15 protein-coding genes and 1 pseudogene are annotated in these 19,347 nt (G+C 39.3%); all 16 read right to left on the bottom strand.

The features are described 5' to 3' along the window. Positions 1-54 precede the first annotated feature (54 nt). The 16 genes and pseudogenes from tfpZ to MSG95_RS09410 all read right to left on the bottom strand — a co-directional run bounded on the left by tfpZ (position 55) and on the right by MSG95_RS09410 (position 19,286). A complete protein-coding gene (tfpZ, locus tag MSG95_RS09485) occupies positions 55-765 on the bottom strand; it encodes a TfpX/TfpZ family type IV pilin accessory protein (protein WP_077164857.1) in 711 nt (236 codons plus the stop codon). Positions 766-820: 55 nt separating this feature from the next. Further along, on the bottom strand, positions 821-1,330 hold the full coding sequence (locus MSG95_RS09480; protein WP_077164856.1) for a pilin: 510 nt from the start codon (positions 1,328-1,330) through the stop codon (positions 821-823). Positions 1,331-1,670: 340 nt separating this feature from the next. Beyond that, positions 1,671-2,231, bottom strand: coding sequence for a TPM domain-containing protein (locus MSG95_RS09475; protein WP_077164855.1), 561 nt, complete (start codon positions 2,229-2,231; stop codon positions 1,671-1,673). Further along, on the bottom strand, positions 2,225-3,307 hold the full coding sequence (locus MSG95_RS09470) for a TPM domain-containing protein (protein ID WP_077164854.1): 1,083 nt from the start codon (positions 3,305-3,307) through the stop codon (positions 2,225-2,227). Before MSG95_RS09470 ends, MSG95_RS09475 begins: the two co-directional genes overlap by 7 nt. Before the next feature lie 21 nt (positions 3,308-3,328). Then, complete coding sequence (locus tag MSG95_RS09465) at positions 3,329-3,919, bottom strand: LemA family protein (RefSeq protein WP_077164853.1); 591 nt, start codon at positions 3,917-3,919, stop codon at positions 3,329-3,331. 130 nt (positions 3,920-4,049) lie between these two features. Beyond that, positions 4,050-4,937: a metal-dependent hydrolase gene (locus tag MSG95_RS09460; protein WP_324624762.1), complete on the bottom strand. Its 888-nt coding sequence runs from the start codon at positions 4,935-4,937 to the stop codon at positions 4,050-4,052. A gap of 174 nt (positions 4,938-5,111) precedes the next feature. After that, entirely contained in the window at positions 5,112-6,533 is a 1,422-nt protein-coding gene (locus tag MSG95_RS09455) for an FAD-dependent oxidoreductase (RefSeq protein WP_019457868.1), read from the bottom strand. 69 nt (positions 6,534-6,602) lie between these two features. Continuing rightward, the gene (gltB, locus tag MSG95_RS09450; protein WP_171262289.1) at positions 6,603-11,078 is read right to left on the bottom strand and encodes a glutamate synthase large subunit; all 4,476 of its coding nucleotides are present in this window, start codon (positions 11,076-11,078) and stop codon (positions 6,603-6,605) included. 461 nt (positions 11,079-11,539) lie between these two features. Further along, positions 11,540-12,413, bottom strand: a pseudogene (locus MSG95_RS09445) (hypothetical protein). Between the two features lie 15 nt (positions 12,414-12,428). Then, positions 12,429-13,511 carry a 3-dehydroquinate synthase gene (gene aroB / locus MSG95_RS09440; protein ID WP_077164851.1) on the bottom strand — a complete coding sequence of 361 codons (1,083 nt, stop codon included), beginning with the start codon at positions 13,509-13,511 and terminating at the stop codon, positions 12,429-12,431. Between the two features lie 28 nt (positions 13,512-13,539). Then, on the bottom strand, positions 13,540-14,109 hold the full coding sequence (gene aroK, locus MSG95_RS09435; protein WP_004705195.1) for a shikimate kinase AroK: 570 nt from the start codon (positions 14,107-14,109) through the stop codon (positions 13,540-13,542). 11 nt (positions 14,110-14,120) lie between these two features. After that, on the bottom strand, positions 14,121-16,247 hold the full coding sequence (gene pilQ, locus MSG95_RS09430; RefSeq protein ID WP_077164850.1) for a type IV pilus secretin PilQ family protein: 2,127 nt from the start codon (positions 16,245-16,247) through the stop codon (positions 14,121-14,123). A 61-nt stretch (positions 16,248-16,308) separates the two neighbouring features. Further along, positions 16,309-16,836, bottom strand: coding sequence for a pilus assembly protein PilP (locus MSG95_RS09425; protein ID WP_004705193.1), 528 nt, complete (start codon positions 16,834-16,836; stop codon positions 16,309-16,311). 10 nt (positions 16,837-16,846) lie between these two features. Continuing rightward, on the bottom strand, positions 16,847-17,587 hold the full coding sequence (locus tag MSG95_RS09420; RefSeq protein WP_077164849.1) for a type 4a pilus biogenesis protein PilO: 741 nt from the start codon (positions 17,585-17,587) through the stop codon (positions 16,847-16,849). Next, complete coding sequence (locus MSG95_RS09415) at positions 17,584-18,228, bottom strand: PilN domain-containing protein (RefSeq protein WP_077163636.1); 645 nt, start codon at positions 18,226-18,228, stop codon at positions 17,584-17,586. Before MSG95_RS09415 ends, MSG95_RS09420 begins: the two co-directional genes overlap by 4 nt. Continuing rightward, positions 18,228-19,286: a pilus assembly protein PilM gene (locus MSG95_RS09410; protein ID WP_039251099.1), complete on the bottom strand. Its 1,059-nt coding sequence runs from the start codon at positions 19,284-19,286 to the stop codon at positions 18,228-18,230. The genes MSG95_RS09415 and MSG95_RS09410 overlap by 1 nt, the downstream gene beginning before the upstream one ends. Between the last annotated feature and the right edge of the window lie 61 nt (positions 19,287-19,347).

Here is a 19,347-nt window from a genome sequence, read left to right as displayed (position 1 = left end):
AAGAAAGTGAGAAGAATTAGGTTCTCTATGTATCTTCTCACAAGATTTCCTAACTTATTTCCATGGTCGCAAGTCTACAATTTTAACGACTTGAGCTGAGTTTTTATCCATTAAAACAACCATATCTACAGCATTTGCTTTTAAAGGAACCCATGCATTAGCTTCTGGATATTTTTTTAAAATATTTTCTACTTGCTGTTTAGAGTTATACTCTTTAAGACTTTTTAGATTTTGTAAGTGTTGCAAAAGTTGTGATTTTATTTGGCTCAATTCTTTATAGTTTTTTGGATCTTGTGCTAAAGCTATTCCGCTGAATAATTCTTGAAACATTTCTTTTTGCTTTAGTTGAGGATCTTGAGAGTATTGAATACCAACAAATTTTGGGCCTAAAAATGAAGGTTGATATGATTTAGAAACCACTTCATTGTCACGTATTAATTCAAATTGATCGACACTGTATACTATCCATACAGGTCTGCCCTTAAACACATGATAACAGCCAAAAAGAAACGCACTAATTTGTAAAATACAAATAATAGCCAAATCAAACTTTAGAGTTTTTTTACCTTCTTTATATATCAACAATCCTAAAAGAGGCCCAACAATAACATCAACTAAAATTAGTAAAAATAATATGTGTTCTAGTCCTGTCGCTTTACTCAAAGGAGCGGGATACCAAACAAGAAAAATACAACAAAGCAATAAACTAATGACTATAAGTGAAAAAGTTATATGTACTATAAAGAACTTAATACGTTTACTCATATGTAATCCAAATAAAAAGCTGGAATAAATCCAGCTTTTTACTTTAAAAATTTAATTAGTTTTTACAAGAACCAGGAAGGTATTTCGCATCAATATCTGTACTATTTTTTGCATTTGCCGCTAAAGTAACACCATCTGGTTTTGCAGCATTACCACAAACCCAAGTAACGTTTTTAGCAGTATCTGTACCCGGAATCAGAGATAATTTTTTTGTATTTAATGCATCAGCATTTGCTTTATTACCATAGGTAATATCAACACCACCATTACCTACATCGATTTGTGATACGTAATTACCTTTATAATCAATATTTGTACCACCATCACAGTCTTTAGTCGCATTTTTACCACAAACAGCCGCCTTAATATCTTTTGGCCATTCACCCACATCTGTATAATAATCGTTCACAGCTGTTTTAACACCACCAGCCATATTTAAACCTTCAGTTACTTGTGAGCGAACTGTGTAATCTTGATAAGCAGGAATTGCGATCGCTGCCAAAATACCAATAATCGCAACCACGATCATAAGTTCAATTAATGTAAAACCTTTTTGTGCATTCATAGCCTTTTCCCCAAAGATTGTATATATGTTTTTATATAAGCTTTTTAAGCTACCAACTATATTGCAGCAACCATGCCAACTTTTATTTTTATTTAAAAACAGTAAGTTAAGATTTATCAAAATTAATTTTAGTAGTGTATTAAGCAAATAACTGACAAAAATTGTCACACAAAATTTCTAAGAACTGAATCACCAATAAAAATTACTTCACATGCTATTTCTTTTTTTTACTCTTTAATGTGATAAAAATCTCTTTAAAAGCAGCTAAATAGATGACAATTTTTGTCAACTATCGTATTTGGAATAATTTTTAAAAACGCTATTTTTTTAGGCAGATAAGCTAATTAATAATAATCGGTGCATTGCCCAATTCATTATTTTGATCCAGCATATTCTCATCGTAAAAACGTGACATTACATCACCAATTTGCTGAACCCCCATCACTACAGCTTGTAGATACTGTTTTTGTTTGAGCTGTTGAACTATACACTCACAAATCTTTTGCCACACTTGATCAGTCGTCGCGTTTCTAATACCGCGGTCAAATATAATTTCTACTGTTCGCTCACATAAATTTAAATAGAGCAACACACCGCTATTAAGCTCAGTATCCCAAACCCCAAGTTCTGCAAATAATTGTTGTGCCCTTAAGCGCGTATTTTGCCTATATGCTTGTGAACAAGGAATATGTCCTTCTATAACGACCTGTATTTCACCAACATGACCAAGTTCTGCTTGTTGAACAGCTTCAGCAATAGCCTGTTTATCTTTTTTATTGAAATAACGGCTACTAGCAGGAAAATAACATAGATGCTTAAACCAACGTTTTAAACTTGGCTCTATAGATTCCTCAATTTTGGGTTGAGTAATAATTTGTGTTGTTTCTGATGTTGTTACCATGAGCCTGAAGCACCTCCACCACCAAAACGACCTCCGCCGCCACCATAACCACCGCCTCCACCACCGAAGCCACCTCCGCGTCCACCCCCACCAGAACCACTTAAAATAGCCTGTAAAATAAGTTGGGCAATTGAGGTAATGAGTAAAAAGAAGATACCAAATCCAAGTAATAAACTAGTGACCACGCCTGCACCGTTTACAAAGCCTGCTACAGCTGCCGCAACACCTGCGGTAGAGGCACTAAGAGGTCGACCAACAATAAATGAGCCTACAATTCCAGCAATCAGAATAAACAATGCCATCGTCAGCGTTGTTTGTTTGGCTTGTTGTTCTTCGGCAGCCTGATGTTGGCGCTCTTTTAAATCTTGGGCAGCTTGCTGAGCAACTTCCGGATCTAGATTTAAAATTCTTGTAATTTCATCGACACCAGCATTTAAGCCTTGTGCATATTGGGCTTGTTTAAAGTAAGGTGTAATTTGATTTCGAATAATTCGACTTGCGACAATATCTGGTAATACGCCTTCCAAACCATATCCAGTTAGAATTTGTATTCTATGATCATTAATTGCAACTGCGATAAGCAAACCATTATCACGTTTATTTGAACCAAGTTGCCATTTCTCACCGACACGCAAAGCGTAATCAAAAATATCTTCTTGGCCCGTAGTCGGTACAATCACAATACCTATTTGTGCCTTACCTTGCTGATATAAATTTAAAATTTTCTGGTTAAGTTGCTGCTTTTCAGCTTCACTTAAAATATTGGCTTGATCAATGACAGGCTGATTTAATGTAGGTAAACCACGAATTGATTCACCATCAGCCATGTCATTCGCAACTTGAGCTTGAGGCCCGGCACTTGAAGCAGCCTGCTCATTTACTTTAGGCTTCGATGCTTGAACTTGCTGCTGTTGAATAATTTTACCTGCCACCACCGTGTCAGTTTCATCTGTAGCAGTGGCAATATTATTCTCACTCCAAGCCGCACTCTGAAAAAGAACACTGCAGCAAAGCACCATTAAGGTAATAACGAATACCTTAATTTGCTTAGACTGAAGCAATATCGTATTTCTCATGCGGCACTTCCTTGATTTAAATTAATCAAAAGAAACTTTTGGAGCCTGTTGAGCCGATGCTTCCGCAGAGAAATTAGCTTTCGGATGCATACCAATCACTTTTGCTGTTACAGCTTGTGGGAACTGACGGACATAAGAGTTATAGTCCTGAACAGTTGTAATATAACGATTACGTGCGACAGCAATTCGGTTTTCTGTGCCTTCAAGCTGAACTTGTAATTCTTGGAATTGGGTATTGGCTTTTAAATCTGGGTAATTTTCTGAAACAGCAATAAGTCGAGATAGTGCACCTGTTAACTGGCTTTGTGCTTGTTGATATTTTTCCAGTAATGCTGGGTCTTCTAATACTTCTTTATCAACTTTCAAACCTGCAACATTTGCACGTGCTTGAGTGACTTCTGTTAATACTTGCTCTTCATGTTTAGCATAGCCTTTAACCACATTTACAAGGTTTGGTACCAAATCTGATCGACGTTGATATTGGTTTTGTACTTCAGACCATGCCGCTGTTACAGCCTCATCTTTGACCTGTAAAGTATTATAGCCACAGCCGGAAAATAGTAAGGTGGTTGCAAGTGTTGTCGCGATTACCAGTTGTTTAAACGTTTTCATCGTCACTTCATCCTCAAGTTTTTCTTTATATTTTTAACCTCTTGTCTCGATTGTATGATGAATTTGGCATTATTGTGTTGCTTTTATTTTATAAATTTAAAAAACCGGATCTTTAAATCCAGTTTTTATTTTAGCTTGGTCGTTGCATTGTTTCTTCTTGGAAACTTGTCATTTGATATTCACCAGCCAAATAGCTTTTCCAGTAGTCGATCATATGTCCATAATCTGTTTGACTTGGATGAAAGTCCTTTTTGTAATAAGCAAAATATTCAGGTGTAAGTTGTATAAGCATTTTAACAAGTAAATATACGCCAAAAATATTTCCACCTATTTTAGGCAAGCTTTTCCATTTATCTTGCCAAAATAAACGAGTTGTTCCATAGAAAGCGAGACTTGCAAATCCTGTAGTGACACTACGCATTAATAATCGGCGAATACGGTCATCACCATAGACATGTTGATAGACATCAAATGCAACTGAACGATGTTCAATTTCCTCAATAGCATGCCAAACCCAAAGCTTCAGGGCATCTTGATCTAAAGTTTTTAGTAGTTCGGGATGCTGTAAAATATATCCACCAAGCAAAGCCGTAAAATGCTCAAATGCACATGTCAGTGCCAGCTGTAGCTTAGGTGGAATTGTTCTTAAATATTTATCACGTTCATTTAGCCACGCTTGAAAACGATCCAAATTATAGTCTTCACGGCGCCAAGCCTCATTAAATTCACCATGCGCTTTCGAGTGCATCGCTTCTTGCCCAATAAAAGCTGCAATTTGTGCCTGTAGTTGAGGGTCTGAAACTTTGTCGCGCACATTACGCACACTATTTACAAAAAACTGCTCTCCTACTGGAAATGTTGAAGAGAGTGCAGTTAAAAAATGAGACATTAAAGGCGAGTTCGCAAAATAATAGCGCGTGATTGCTTGAGGATTAAACTCAAGGCAACGTACTGTAATACCCAACGCTTTTCGACGATTTAAATATGATTTTTCTGACGTCATACCTGCGATGTTCATACTCAACACCTACTGTATTGAAGAAGGAAGCTTTGAGTATGTCTTGGGATTTAAGCACTAAAAAGGGCAAAAAAGCTTATTGTATTTGCCAAAAATGTCAAACTGACTAATGGTAAACAATAAAAAAAGCCTACTTGAAGTAGGCTTTTTTGAGTGATTTAACAAATTAATTTATTAAACACCAAGGTAATCTAAAATACCTTCAGCAGCTTGGCGACCTTCCCAGATTGCTGTAACTACAAGGTCTGAGCCACGTACCATATCACCACCAGCAAAGATTTTCGGGTTTGATGTCTGGAATTTGAATTCTTGCTTTTCAGCTGCAACAACACGGCCTGAACCATCAAGATTGATATTCACATTACCAAACCAGTCTGCTGGGCTTGGACGGAAACCAAACGCTAGTAAAACTGCATCAGCTGGTAAAACTTCTTCAGAACCAGGAATTGGTTCAGGGCTACGACGGCCACGACTATCAGGTTCACCCATTTGCGTAGTTACTACTTTTACGCCTGTTACTTTGCCATTTTCACCAACAATCTCGATTGGTTGACGATTGAATAGGAATTTCACCCCCTCTTCGTAGGCATTTTTCACTTCACGTGCAGAACCCGGCATGTTGCTTTCATCACGGCGGTATGCACAAGTTACATCGTGAGCACCTTGACGCAATGAAGTACGGTTACAGTCCATAGCGGTATCACCACCACCTAGAACAATAACTTTTTTACCGTCTAAGCTAATGTATTCACTAGGATCTTTTTCCCAACCTTGGCAACGATTTACGTTCGAGATCAAGAAATCAAGTGCATCATAAACCCCATCAAGGTCTTCACCAGGGAAGCCCCCCTTCATGTAGGTATAAGTTCCCATACCCATGAATACTGCATCATATTCTGCAAGTAATTCATCAATAGTGACATCTTTACCAATTTCAGTATTTAAACGGAATTCAATGCCCATACCTGTGAAAATTTCACGGCGGCGTTTCATGACATCTTTTTCCATTTTGAATTCTGGAATACCAAATGTCAGTAAGCCACCAATTTCAGGACGTTTATCAAATACAACTGGCTTAACACCACCACGTGCTAAAATATCTGCGCAGCCTAGACCTGCTGGGCCTGCACCAATAATTGCAACTTTTTTACCTGTCCATTTCACATGTGACATGTCTGGGCGCCAGCCCAAAGCAAAAGCTGTGTCATTGATGTATTTTTCAGCATTACCAATGGTTACTGCACCAAAACCATCATTTAAAGTACAAGCACCTTCACACAAACGGTCTTGTGGACAGACACGACCACATACCTCTGGTAAGGTATTTGTTTGGTGACAAAGCTCGGCAGCTTGGAAAATTTGACCTTCAGCAATCAGTTTTAACCAGTTCGGAATGTAGTTATGTACTGGGCACTTCCATTCGCAATAAGGATTACCACACCCTAAACAACGGTGAGTCTGATTAGTGACTGTTTCCGAAGTAAAAGGCTTATAAATTTCCACAAATTCTGCTTTGCGGACAGTAATATCTTTTTTCTCTGGATCTTGGCGTGGTACATCCAGAAATTGAAAGTCATTATTTAGGCGTTCTGCCATGTCTCTCTCCGTGGGTAGGCGCGGATTTCACTGTTGCCCGCACCTGCCTATGTCTTTGCAGTCGTGGAATTATTGTGGGTCAGCTTGTGTAGTTTTCAAAAGCGATTGCAAGTTAGCAGCTTTTGGTTTTACAAGCCAGAATTTACGGCTGTAGAAGTCAAACTCATTGCGGATTTTATAAGCCCAAGCACTACCTGTTTCTTTGATATGCTCATCGATAATACGCAACAAGAACTCTTTATGATCTTCCATAGATTCTGTTGAAATACGATTTAAATCAATCAACTCATGGTTGTAGTAATCTACGAAGTCATTATCAAGGTCAAGTACATAAGCAAAACCACCAGTCATGCCCGCACCGAAGTTATGACCTACTTTACCAAGTACAGTCACAACACCACCTGTCATATATTCACAGCAGTGATCACCTGCACCTTCGATTACAGCAAATGCGCCAGAGTTACGAACTGCAAAACGCTCACCCGCTGTACCTGCTGCAAAAAGCTTACCGCCAGTTGCACCGTACAAACAGGTATTACCAATAATTGCTGTGTTTTGTGTTTGGAAAGGTGAACCTTGTGGTGGGAAAATCGAAATACGACCACCCGCCATACCTTTACCTACATAGTCGTTTGCATCACCCTCAAGACGGATGTGTAAACCACCAGCGTTCCATACACCAAGTGACTGACCAGCTGTACCAGTTAAGTTCATTACAACTGGATGTGCTTCCATACCCAAGTTGCCGTAGCGACGAGCAATTTCACCCGATACACGAGCACCGATTGAACGGTCACAGTTCACAACATTAAAGTTGAACTGACCACCTGCACTTGACTCAATTGCAGGAAGCATTTCTGCAACCATTTTCTCAGCCAATACACCTTTATCGAATGGTGCATTACCTTGTACTTCACAGTACTGCGCTTTACCTTCAGCAGAAGGATGTGAAGTTAACAGTGCACTTAAATCAAGATGCGCATGTTTTTCAGTTTCACCCGGTAATACTTCAAGCAAGTCCACACGACCAATCAAGTCTTTTAATGAAGACACACCTAATGCTGCCAACCATTCACGAGTTTCTTCCGCAATGAAGTGGAAGAAATTGATGAGCATTTCTGGCTCGCCGATATAGTGCTCTTGACGTAAATGATCTTGTTGAGTCGCAACACCGGTTGCACAGTTATTTAAGTGACAAATACGGAGGTATTTACAACCTAAAGCGATCATTGGTGTAGAACCAAAGCCAAAGCTTTCAGCACCTAAAATTGCTGCTTTGATGACATCAAGACCAGTTTTTAAACCACCATCAGTTTGTACACGCACTTTGCCACGCAAGTCATTTACACGCAGTGCTTGATGCGCTTCACTTAGACCAAGCTCCCATGGCGAACCCGCATGGTGAATTGATGAAAGTGGAGATGCAGCTGTACCGCCGTCATAACCTGAAATGGTAATGAAGTCTGCATAAGCTTTTGCAACACCCGCAGCAATTGTTCCTACCCCCGGTTCAGATACCAACTTCACAGATACCATTGCTTTCGGGTTAACTTGTTTCAAGTCAAAAATTAACTGAGACAAATCTTCAATTGAGTAAATGTCGTGGTGTGGCGGAGGTGAAATAAGTGTTACGCCCGGTACTGAATAACGTAAACGTGCGATTAAGCCATTTACTTTACCACCCGGTAACTGACCACCTTCACCCGGTTTTGCACCTTGAGCAACTTTAATTTGCAATACTTCAGCAGAAGTTAAGTACGCAGGTGTTACACCGAAACGACCAGATGCAATCTGTTTGATTTTTGAGTTACGAATTGTGCCGTAACGAACAGGATCTTCACCGCCTTCACCAGAGTTTGAACGACCACCGATCGTGTTCATTGCGATTGCGATTGCTTCATGTGCTTCTGGAGAAAGCGCACCTAAAGACATCCCAGCCGAGTCAAAACGAGGCAAGATATCTTCAACTGATTCAACTTGCTCAACTGGAATTGAATTGGTTGTTTTTAACTTAAATAAGTCACGAATAGTCGCTACTGGACGATTATTCACCAACTCAGCATATTCTTTAAAGTCTTCGTACTTACCAGAGCGAACCGCTTTGTGTAATGAGTTAATCACATCTGGGTTGAACGCGTGGTACTCTTTATCAAATACGAATTTAAGCAAACCACCCTGATCAATTGGTTTACGACTTGACCATGCTGTCGCTGCTAATTTTTTCTGGTCTTTTTCGAGGTCAGCAAATGTTGCACCTTGAATACGACTTGGAACACCTAAGAAACACTGATCTACCACTTCAGATGATAAACCTACTGCTTCAAAGAGCTGACCACCACGATAAGAAGCAACGGTAGAGATACCCATTTTTGAAAGAACTTTTAATAAGCCTTTCTCAATACCTTTACGGAAGTTTGCTTGCGCATGGACTGGGTCACCTAAAAGCTCACCTTTAGCAATCAAATCATTGATCACATCATACGCAAGGTATGGATAAACAGCGGTTGCACCAAAACCAAGTAATACTGCAAATTGATGCGGATCACGTGCAAAACCAGTTTCAACCATGATGTTTGCATCAGTGCGCAGACCAGTTTTGATGAGGTAATGATGTACCGCACCTGTTGCAAGTGCTGCGTTTGCTGGTAATAAACCTTGGCTGATATTTTTATCTGTTAAGACAATTAAAGTTTTGCCATCACGGACTGCTTGCGCCGCTTCTTCACAGATACGTGTAATCGCAGCTTGCAAACCTTCTTCTTCGGCATAGTTTAAGTTGATATCAACTGCTTCATAACCCGGACGCTCAATGCTACGGATTTGCTGCATTTTTGAATTTGACAATACTGGACTAGAGATGATGATACGATCAGCATGCTCAGGGCCTTGCTCAAATACATTTTGCTCACGACCTAAACAGGTTTCTAACGACATTACAATTGACTCACGTAGCGGGTCAATTGGTGGGTTTGTTACCTGTGCAAACTGTTGACGGAAATAATCTGTCACGTGGCGTACTTGACGAGACAATACAGCCATAGGTGTATCATCACCCATAGAGCCTACTGCTTCCTGTCCACTTTCAGCGATTGGGCGTAGTAACTGGTCTCGCTCTTCAAATGTCACCATAAACATTTTTTGAGCTACTTTTAATGCCTCACCAGTTAAACCTTTATCAACCAGTTGTTCTTCAAGTTCTGGGTCTGCTTTTAAACGAATTGCATGATCACGTAGCCATTCGCGGTACGGACGCATGTTTTTCAAATGTGTACTCACATCTTTAGTATCGAGTACTTTACCTGTTAGGGTATCAACCACCAAAATTTGACCCGGGCCTACACGACCTTTAGAAACTACATCTTCAGGTTCATAGCCCCAAACACCGATTTCAGATGCTAAGGTGATGTAATCATTTTTGGTAATTACCCAACGCGCAGGACGTAAACCATTACGGTCAAGCATACAAATCGCATGACGACCATCTTGAATAACAAGACCGGCAGGACCATCCCAAGCTTCCATATGCTTAGAGTTGAACTCATAGAACGCACGTAAGTCTGCATCTAAAGTTTCAACGTTTTGCCAAGCTGGTGGAACGAGCATACGTAATGCACGGAATAAATCCATACCGCCACCCACCAAGATCTCAAGCATGTTATCTAGGCTTGAAGAATCTGAACCTGTGCGGTTTACAATCGGATTAAGCTCAGTAAGACCTGGTAATAATGGGTTTTCAAATTTAGGCGTACGTGCCAATGCCCAGTTACGGTTTGCTGTAATGGTGTTGATTTCACCATTATGCGCAAGGTAACGGAATGGCTGAGCCAAAGGCCAACGCGGTAATGTATTTGTAGAGAAACGTTGGTGGAATACCACAATATGCGATTTTAAGCGCTCATCTGCTAAGTCTGTATAGAACTCAGCAATTGCCGCAGGCATCATCAAGCCTTTATAGCTAATGACTGTTGAACAAAGTGTAGTCACATAAAATAGCGGATCTTTTTGGAGTTGTTGTTCCGCACGGCGACGCGCCAAAAATAACTTACGGTTAAATTCAACCTCAGTTACACCCATTGGACAGTTCACAATGACTTGTTCAAAAGCTGGTAAAGATTGAAGCGCAATTTCACCTAATGCATCGTTATTTGTAGGAACGATACGCCAAGCAAGTACACGTAAACCTTCTGACTCGATTTCTTTCGTTAAAATATTTTTAGAGTGCTGTGCTAATGCTGGATCAATATTTAAAAATACCGTACCCACAGCAAAAATTTCACTGAGTGTAATATCACTTAGTTTTTTTGCTTCATCACGGAAAAATTGCTTTGGCATCGCCAATAATAAGCCGCAACCATCTCCCGTCTTGCCATCTGCGGCAATACCACCACGGTGCGTCATGCAACTTAAACTGTGAATCGCGGTTTCTACTAGATGATGACTTGATTCACCCTTCATATGGGCAATCAGTCCAAAACCACAGTTATCCTTAAACTCATCAGGCTGATATAAACCTTGAGCGGGAGCTACAGTATTAGGCGATGGCATGTGCATAGCGTACCCTTCTTTCAATAAGGCTCTTTCGAGCGTCAAACAAACAACTTCTTTTTGCGATAGTGCCTACCGATGATAGTTAGCTCAATGTTTCGCAAATAAAAAATTTTGGGCTGATAAGCCAATATACGCTGTTCCATTTTTACGTACACTGGTTTTTGCTAGAAAAATGTTTTGACTTATTTCGCACTCTTTTAAAGCAGTTCGACCCCACGACTCTGCATAGAATTCACTTCTTAGAGGGCTAAAATAGTTTGCAGCACATTAATAAGCACAACAATAAAGCAAAAATTGTGCCATATAATAAAAATCAATCTAAGTACTTATATTCAATATAAATATATCTATTTTATTCGCGTTATCACACCAAAAAATGACTAAATATGCACCAGATATGGTCAAAAAATATTATTAGATTTTATTTTGCACCAATATTGTGCATATTATTGAGCGAATTATCTCCTTTTTCTGCCCTTATTTGAGGCATTTTTATTGAATATCGTTTGAACGTGTTTGAGCTGGCTTATTAGGTTGATCAATATTTGAATTCGATTGTTGTACATCCACTACATTTCCTTGAGCATCACGGCGAACAATAGTGGTCTTAGTAGCTGAATTGGTCGCAGGAGCTTTCGGCTGAACATTGACTGCAGCATTAGTTGATCCAGCCATCAATAATGATTCATCAATTGTAGGCAGAGCGGCTGGACGCAGACGAACTTCATAAAGCTGATTATTACCACCTTTTATCTCATCTGCACCCAAATCATTGACCAAAGGAGCATAACTTGAGAACTGTTGTGGCTGAGGCTTAATAGACTCAGGCAATTGTAGGTTAATCTGCGTTAACTGCTGAATTGCATCGTCTGAGCGTTTAAAGGTTCCATAAACCAAAACATACTGCTCCGCTTGCTGTTCACCACTTAAGCGAAAATAAATAAATTTATTACGATCACTACGATTTTTTAAAAAGTTTTTAATGATGTCTTCATCAGAGGCTCTAAATATCTCAAGCGTCCATTGTTTTTTATTTTCGTTAATAAATTTCGTACCACGAAACTCTGGTTCATGCTCACCAGATGCAACTGTACGAGTTGTTAGATCAAGTGGACGAACTTCATCAGCTAAAGCACCCAAGTTAGGTGTCGTAGCAACTTTCTCTGGTTGAATTTGAACAGGTGCATCAGAATCAGCTGACTTTTCAACTTCAACCAGTTTCTTGCTATCGGTAATTACCCAAAAAATGAAGGCCAGCAACAAGCAGGCAATACCACCAACCAACCAGATATATTGTTGAACATTCTGCCAAAATGTACGTGATACAGTCATGCTTTACCTTATCTATTATCCGTGTTGATTTGCCAAAATAGCTTGCTTCATTAATTCGACATCAAAGTCTTTAGTAATGACAGCTTGTCCAAGTTGTTTTAATAACACCAAACGTAATTGCCCATTGAGAACTTTTTTGTCATGCGCCATGTATCCAAGGAAATCATCCAATGGAATTTGGGGACATGATATCGGCAAATTCGCACGTTGAATGATTTTTTTTGTACGAGCTACATCTTCATTTGAGATCCAACCCAAACGTTGTGATAAATCTGCCGCCATGACCATACCAGTTGCAACAGCTTCACCGTGTAACCAAGTACCATAACCAAGATATGACTCAATCGCATGACCGAAAGTGTGGCCTAAATTAAGTAAAGCACGTTCCCCTTGTTCTTTTTCATCATTAGCAACGATACGCGCTTTGTGAGCACATGAACGATAGACAGCTTCTGCAAGTAAATTAGCATCTCTCGCAACAAGCCCATCCATATTTTCTTCAAGCCATACCAAGAAATCGACATCACCTAAAAGAGCATATTTAATCACTTCAGCTAAACCTGCTGAGAGTTCACGTTCTGGCAATGTATTGAGTTGTGCCATATCAGCCAGAACAACTTGCGGCTGTTGAAAAGCACCTAACATATTTTTACCAAGCGGATGGTTGATTCCTGTTTTTCCACCAACACTTGAATCTACTTGTGAAAGTAATGTGGTAGGAACCTGAACAAAATAAACTCCACGCTGGAAACAAGCAGATGCAAAACCAGCCATATCTCCAATAACACCGCCACCTAAAGCTAAAACGGTACAATCACGGTTAAAACCAGCTTCAAGTAATGCATCAAAAATTAAATTTAGATGTTGAATATCTTTGTATTTTTCACCATCAGGCAAAATACAAGTCGCAACTGTTTTACCTAAACTTTTTAAAGCTTCCTGATAGTGGCTTAAATATAAAGGCGCAACCGTCACATTACTGACTATCATGACCTGTTGACCATGAATATAAGGCTCTAGTAATTGTTTCGGGTCAAGTTGACTACCAATAAAAATAGGATAACGGCGTTCGCCTAATTCAACATGTAATGTTTGCATGAATTTATAAAACCACTAGTCAGTTTGTCTATTTTAGCTTGTTCGATAGAATAAGTTGCAAAATCTTTTGTGCGAGATCACGTGCAGCCCCTTGATTCGTTTCAATCGTATAATGCGCAACTTCACGATACAAAGGATCCCTGATCTTTAATAGGTCTCGCAATTTCTGTTCAGGATTTTCAACTTGTAATAATGGTCTATTTTTGTCGCGGTAGGTTCTTTGTAATTGTAATTCGACAGGTGTATAGAGATAAATAACTATTCCGCGTTGCTTTAAAAATTCTCGGTTAGGCGCTTGGGTAATTGCTCCACCACCTGTTGCCAACACCAACGCTTTACGTAAGGTCAGCTCATTTAAAACCACAGTTTCACGAGTTCGGAACCCAACCTCTCCCTCTTTTTCAAAAATCCAAGGAATAGTTGCCCCTGTCTTGCGCTCAATTTCATGATCACTATCTAAAAATTCACGCCCTAATAGTTCTGCTAAATGACGTCCAACGGTTGTTTTTCCTGCCCCCATGGGCCCTACCAAATAAATATTTGGTAGGGTTTCAAACGCTTTGCTTGGCAAGGCGCCACCTATTTCAATTGCTTTCATTGAAAAATATATTAATGATTTCTCGCCAAAGTGTCATTAACAATTCGTGGTGTTACAAAAATCAGTAACTCTTGTTTATCATCAGACTTTACATCTTTTCTAAATAAACGCCCAACTAAAGGAATATCCCCAAAGAATGGAACTTTAGTTTGGGTATTTGTCGTTGTTTGCTCGAATACACCACCTAAAATGACGGTTTCTCCGTTATCAACCAGCACATTGGTATTAATATTATTCTTATTCAGAATTAACTCACCATTTGGTGCTTCACCCGCCACCGAATCCTTTGAAATATCTAATTTCATTTGAATTTTACCGTCAGGCGTAATGCTAGGTGTAACATCAAGACTTAAAAGAGCATCTTTAAATGATGTTGTGGCTGCTGAACCCGCACCAGATATCGTTGTCGTTAGATAAGGAACTTGTTGACCCGTGGCAACTTTTGCAGTTTGCTTATCGGCAGTCATGACTTTAGGGGTTGAAATGACTTCACCATAACCATCAGCCTGTAAAGCTGAGAGTTCAAGATCTAACATAAAATCAGACATACTGATAAGACCAAAGGCAATACTTCCCGCCGGATTAGAGACTCCCAAATCAACGTTTAAGTTATCTGGACGTTCGATGGTATATTTATAACCTCCAGTAGTTTCATCTTTTTTAGGGTCACGTAAATTCCATAAAGTTGTTTCACTACCACCAACCAATAAATTTTTATTATTAGTAATACCTTGTGAAAGAATACCCCACTTAACTCCAAGTTCTTTAGTAAATGACGTAGACGCTCTGACGATACGAGCTTCAACCATCACCTGCTTAACTTGAACATCAAGTAGTTCAATCATTTTACGAATTTTATCAATATTTTGTGCTGTATCATTTACAATCAAAGTATTAGTCCGGGTATCAGCAACAGCGCTACCACGTGAACTTAATAAGCTCTCCAACGCAAGAGAATCAGAGTTTGCGGTACGATTTGCAACTGCACCTTTACCATCACGAGTATCTTCAATCAACTTAAGCACATCAGTCGCTTTCGCATAACTCAAACGAATATAATCTGTTTGGATTGGCGCTAACTTAATCGTTTGAGCTAAGGCTTTTGCCTCATCATCTTCTGCTTTAATTAATTCAGTAACAGGAGCAATCCAAATTACATTTCCATTACGACGTTTATCAAGATTCTTAGTTTTTAAAATAATATCTAGTGCTTGATCCCAAGGTACATCTTTCAAACGTAGGGTGATGTTACCTTGCACACTATCAGCAGCCACCATATTGATGCCTGTAAAATCGGCAAGCAACTGTAATACACGACGCACTTCAATGTCTTGGAAGTCTAATGAAAGCTTATTACCAGAATAACTTGGTGCTTTATACGAAGCTGATGTACTTTTATCTTGTGGACGTTTCAAACTAATAGTGAGCTTATTTTCAGCTTGATAAGCCATATATTCATAACTACCAGATGACTGAATTGTGATTACACCAGCACCTTTTTCATTATAAGCATCGATACTTGATACGGGCGTTGCAAAATCATTTACATTTAAACGACGTGCTAAATGTGTCGGAATCTTTGTACCTAATGTTCTTATAACAACCTTACTGCCTTGTTGTTGAACATCTACAGGTGTATTACTTCCCAAAAGATCGACAACAACTAAACCTTCTCCCTGACTACCACGCTGAAAGCCAATATTTGAAACACCTTGTGGTTGTGCGGTAGCTGCTGGTATCGGCTTATTCGTTGTTTGAGCTGAATTAATTTTTAGAATAAAAGTATTTCCTTCCACGCGCGTTGTAAAAGCACCAGCATCTTTTAGATTTACAGTTAAGCGTGAACGTACATCATCTGAAGTCACATCAACGGAACTTGCTTCATTCGTTGCAACAGCAATTTTAGACTGCTTTAAACTTTGTTGCGCCTTATCAAAATCTAGTATTAAACGCGAAGGGTTTTCAAGTTGGTAAGCTTGTGGTTGTGGAGGCAAACCATTAAACATGACTCTAATTTCTGTACCCTGACCTGCAATTTGCGTTGGTACAATATTGGTCATGCTGACCTGTGCAGATGCAGCCTGCATAATTGCAATCGCTACAGCCCCCATAGAAAACTGACGGAATACCTGATTCATTGTCTGACCATCCCCAATAAATAATCTTTAAAAATACTTTTTCGTTGTTATTCCCTAAATATTAGGGTGCAGGCCCAATCAAGACCAATGTTCTCGGTCTTTCGACATAGCCTTCTCGACCATCTGGCACGATCTCGACCAAATCAATCTGAGTCGGACTAATCTGGGTAATACGGCCCTGATTCATGCCCATATAATTGCCCACTTGTACGCGTTCAACTTGATGATCTGGCGTCTGGATAAGAGCTAATATTTGACCACGACTATTGCGCATGCTTCCTTTCATACTTAAAGCCTCAAGTGCATAACTTTCTAATGGCTGTGGCGTACGTGAGAAATTTGGATAAACACGTTTTCCAGCCATAATTTTGAGTTCAGCAGCCAGTGAGCTTGGCATAAATGGACTTTTTAATTGATGAGCAGCATAATTAAATTGTGGTACAGGAGTAAAAATAGGTGCTGGTTCAATAGCTAGCGGCGGTTGATTACGGATATTTGCCATTTGCTGATTGACTGCATCAATTCTTGAATCACATCCTACAAGCGCAGCACAAGCCAAAATATAAAGAGTAATTTGCTTAATTTTCATCATAACTCTCCTATTTCGGCTGAGCAGTCGTGCTAGTTGAAGCAGATGGTGTTGGAGCTTGGGTCGATTGCTCCGCTGTATCTGTTGCTTCTACATAGCGATAGGTTTTCGCTTTAATAGAATAATTCAATACAGGAATATCAGATTTGCTGTCTTTAGTTGGAGATACATCAACAGTAAAGTCATGCATGGTTACGATACGCGGCAACGCAGCAATACTACTCACAAAAGCTCCAAAGGCGTGATAATCACCTGTAGCTTCTATCGCAATCGGTTGTTCAATAAAGACTTCCTGTTTGACTTCATTTTCCAAGCGAATATTTTTAAATTTCAATCCTGAGTTCACACCAGTTAAGTTAATATCCTCAACCAAACTAGGAATCTCTGTTTCTTTAGGCAACTGCTCTAATTGCTGATTAAAATTTGCTTGCATCTCTTGAAGTTGGACTTGATACTGCCGCAAGTTACGTAATTTCGAATCTTTTTCTCGAAATTCGTTTAACAAGTTACTTTCCTGAGCTTGAGCATTATCAATTGCTTGTAACTTTGGCTGAATAGCAACAAAATAACCCAAAGCTAATACAGCAAAGAAAATAAAAATCCAACAAGTAATTTTTACAGATATGGGCCAACTACCATAGTTGTTCATATCGAGCGTATTAAATTGTTGAAGGAATTTATCGAGATTAAATTTCTTTTTCTTTGAAGCCGATTGCTCTAACGATAACTCTTGAAGTTCATCTTGACTCATTTGGCTGCCCCCGTATCTTTAGCTACGGCTGGTTTATCAGCATTATTATCAGCTGTGGTCACGCCCATTTCCCCTAAATCGACAGTCACAACAAAACTACCGTAATTATCTTCTACTCTAGGAAGAAGAGAACTTGCTGCCTTATCTTTTTTATCTTCAGTAGCCAAGAAAGAATTCATAAAAGCATTTCGATACCAAGGAGATGCTTCAAGATTACGCAGTAGTTCAGCTACCGTATTTGGACTTTCAGCTTTACCTTCAATCGTAAATTTATCCCCAGTTCGGCTAAATTTTGTTAAATACATTGCAGGCGGCGTGACTCTGACTAATTCATCAACCAGTCTTACCACAACTGGACGCTGACTCTGTAAATCTTGAATCAATTTCATACGCTCAATGATGGCATCACGTTGTTCTTGTAAACCATTTAATGCTTTTAATTGCTGATCAAGGTTTTGATTAGTACTTGTAATAAGTTGATTTGCTTGTTCTTGATCATCTAATTTATGATCAAAATAGAACCACCCCCCAAATACGGTTGTAATTCCTAACACAACCACCCCAAAGCATAACGTTATAAATTGTTTTTTTCTTTGCTCCCTCAGCTCTTCACGCCAAGGTAGTAAATTAATTGTTGCCATTAATCAAAACTCCTTAAAGCCAAGCCACACGCCACCATTAAAGATGAGGCATCATTTTCAATTTTTTGAACGTCGACTTGAGGAGAAAAACCCATCTGTAAAAATGGATTGGCAATAGTGACACGGTAACCTAATTTTTGCTGCAAAAGCTTGGCAAGACCTGGAATATTCGCATTTCCGCCTGCAAGCAGGATATGGTCTATTTCGTTAAACTGAGATGAAGAAAAGAAGAATTGTAAAGAGCGAGCTGCTTGCTGAACTACAGCATCTAGAAACGGATCTAATACTTCAATTTCATAGTCATCTGGTAAAGAACGATCTTTTTTCGCTCGACTTGCCTCTTCTAAAGACAAACCATAACGACTTTGAATTTCAAGCGTAAGTTGTTTTCCGCCAAAAACTTGCTCACGGGTATAAATAATTTTGCCGTTTTGCATGACAGACAATGTTGTCATGGTATGGCCAATATCTAAAACCCCTATCGTATTTGCACCCATAGGTAAGCTATCAGCAAACACACTAAATGCGCGCTCAACAGCATAACTTTCAACATCAGCCAATTTAGGATTTAAATCTGCCAACTCAAGAACCTCAACGCGCGTTTCTACGTTTTCCGTTCTTGTTGCGACTAAGAGTACATTTACACGATTTGAATTCGCAAGCCGGTCAGGTAGAACCTCAAAATCTAGGCTCACCTCATCTAAAGGGAACGGTATATACTGCTCCGCATCTACACGAATCTGAACTTCACGTTCATCATCGCTCATATCCGCATCCATCTCGATAGTTTTATGAATAACCGTCGATGTAGGAACAGCAATTGCAGCATTTTTGGTTTGGGGATTTGCTAAGTTAATCGCCCTTTCCAATGCTTCCGCTACTGCTTCTGGATTTAAGATATTTTTTTCAACTACACTGTTTTCAGGTAAAGGCATCAAAGCGTAGCTTTCAACCCAATATTTACCGTTCTTGACAGAGAGCTCTAACAACTTAACAGAAGTCGAACTAATATCGACGCCCATTAACCCCTTATTAGGTTTACGATATAACCTGAGCACACTATTGTCCTATTATTTTTTTATCCCCAAAAAAAATTACAAACCAACAATCTCGGTCTTT

The sequence above is a fragment of the Acinetobacter sp. IK23 genome (assembly GCF_035615275.1).
Lineage (GTDB): Bacteria > Pseudomonadota > Gammaproteobacteria > Pseudomonadales > Moraxellaceae > Acinetobacter > Acinetobacter seifertii.
Note: the sequence above shows the minus strand (reverse complement) of the source record. Positions and strands in the feature narration are given on the sequence as shown.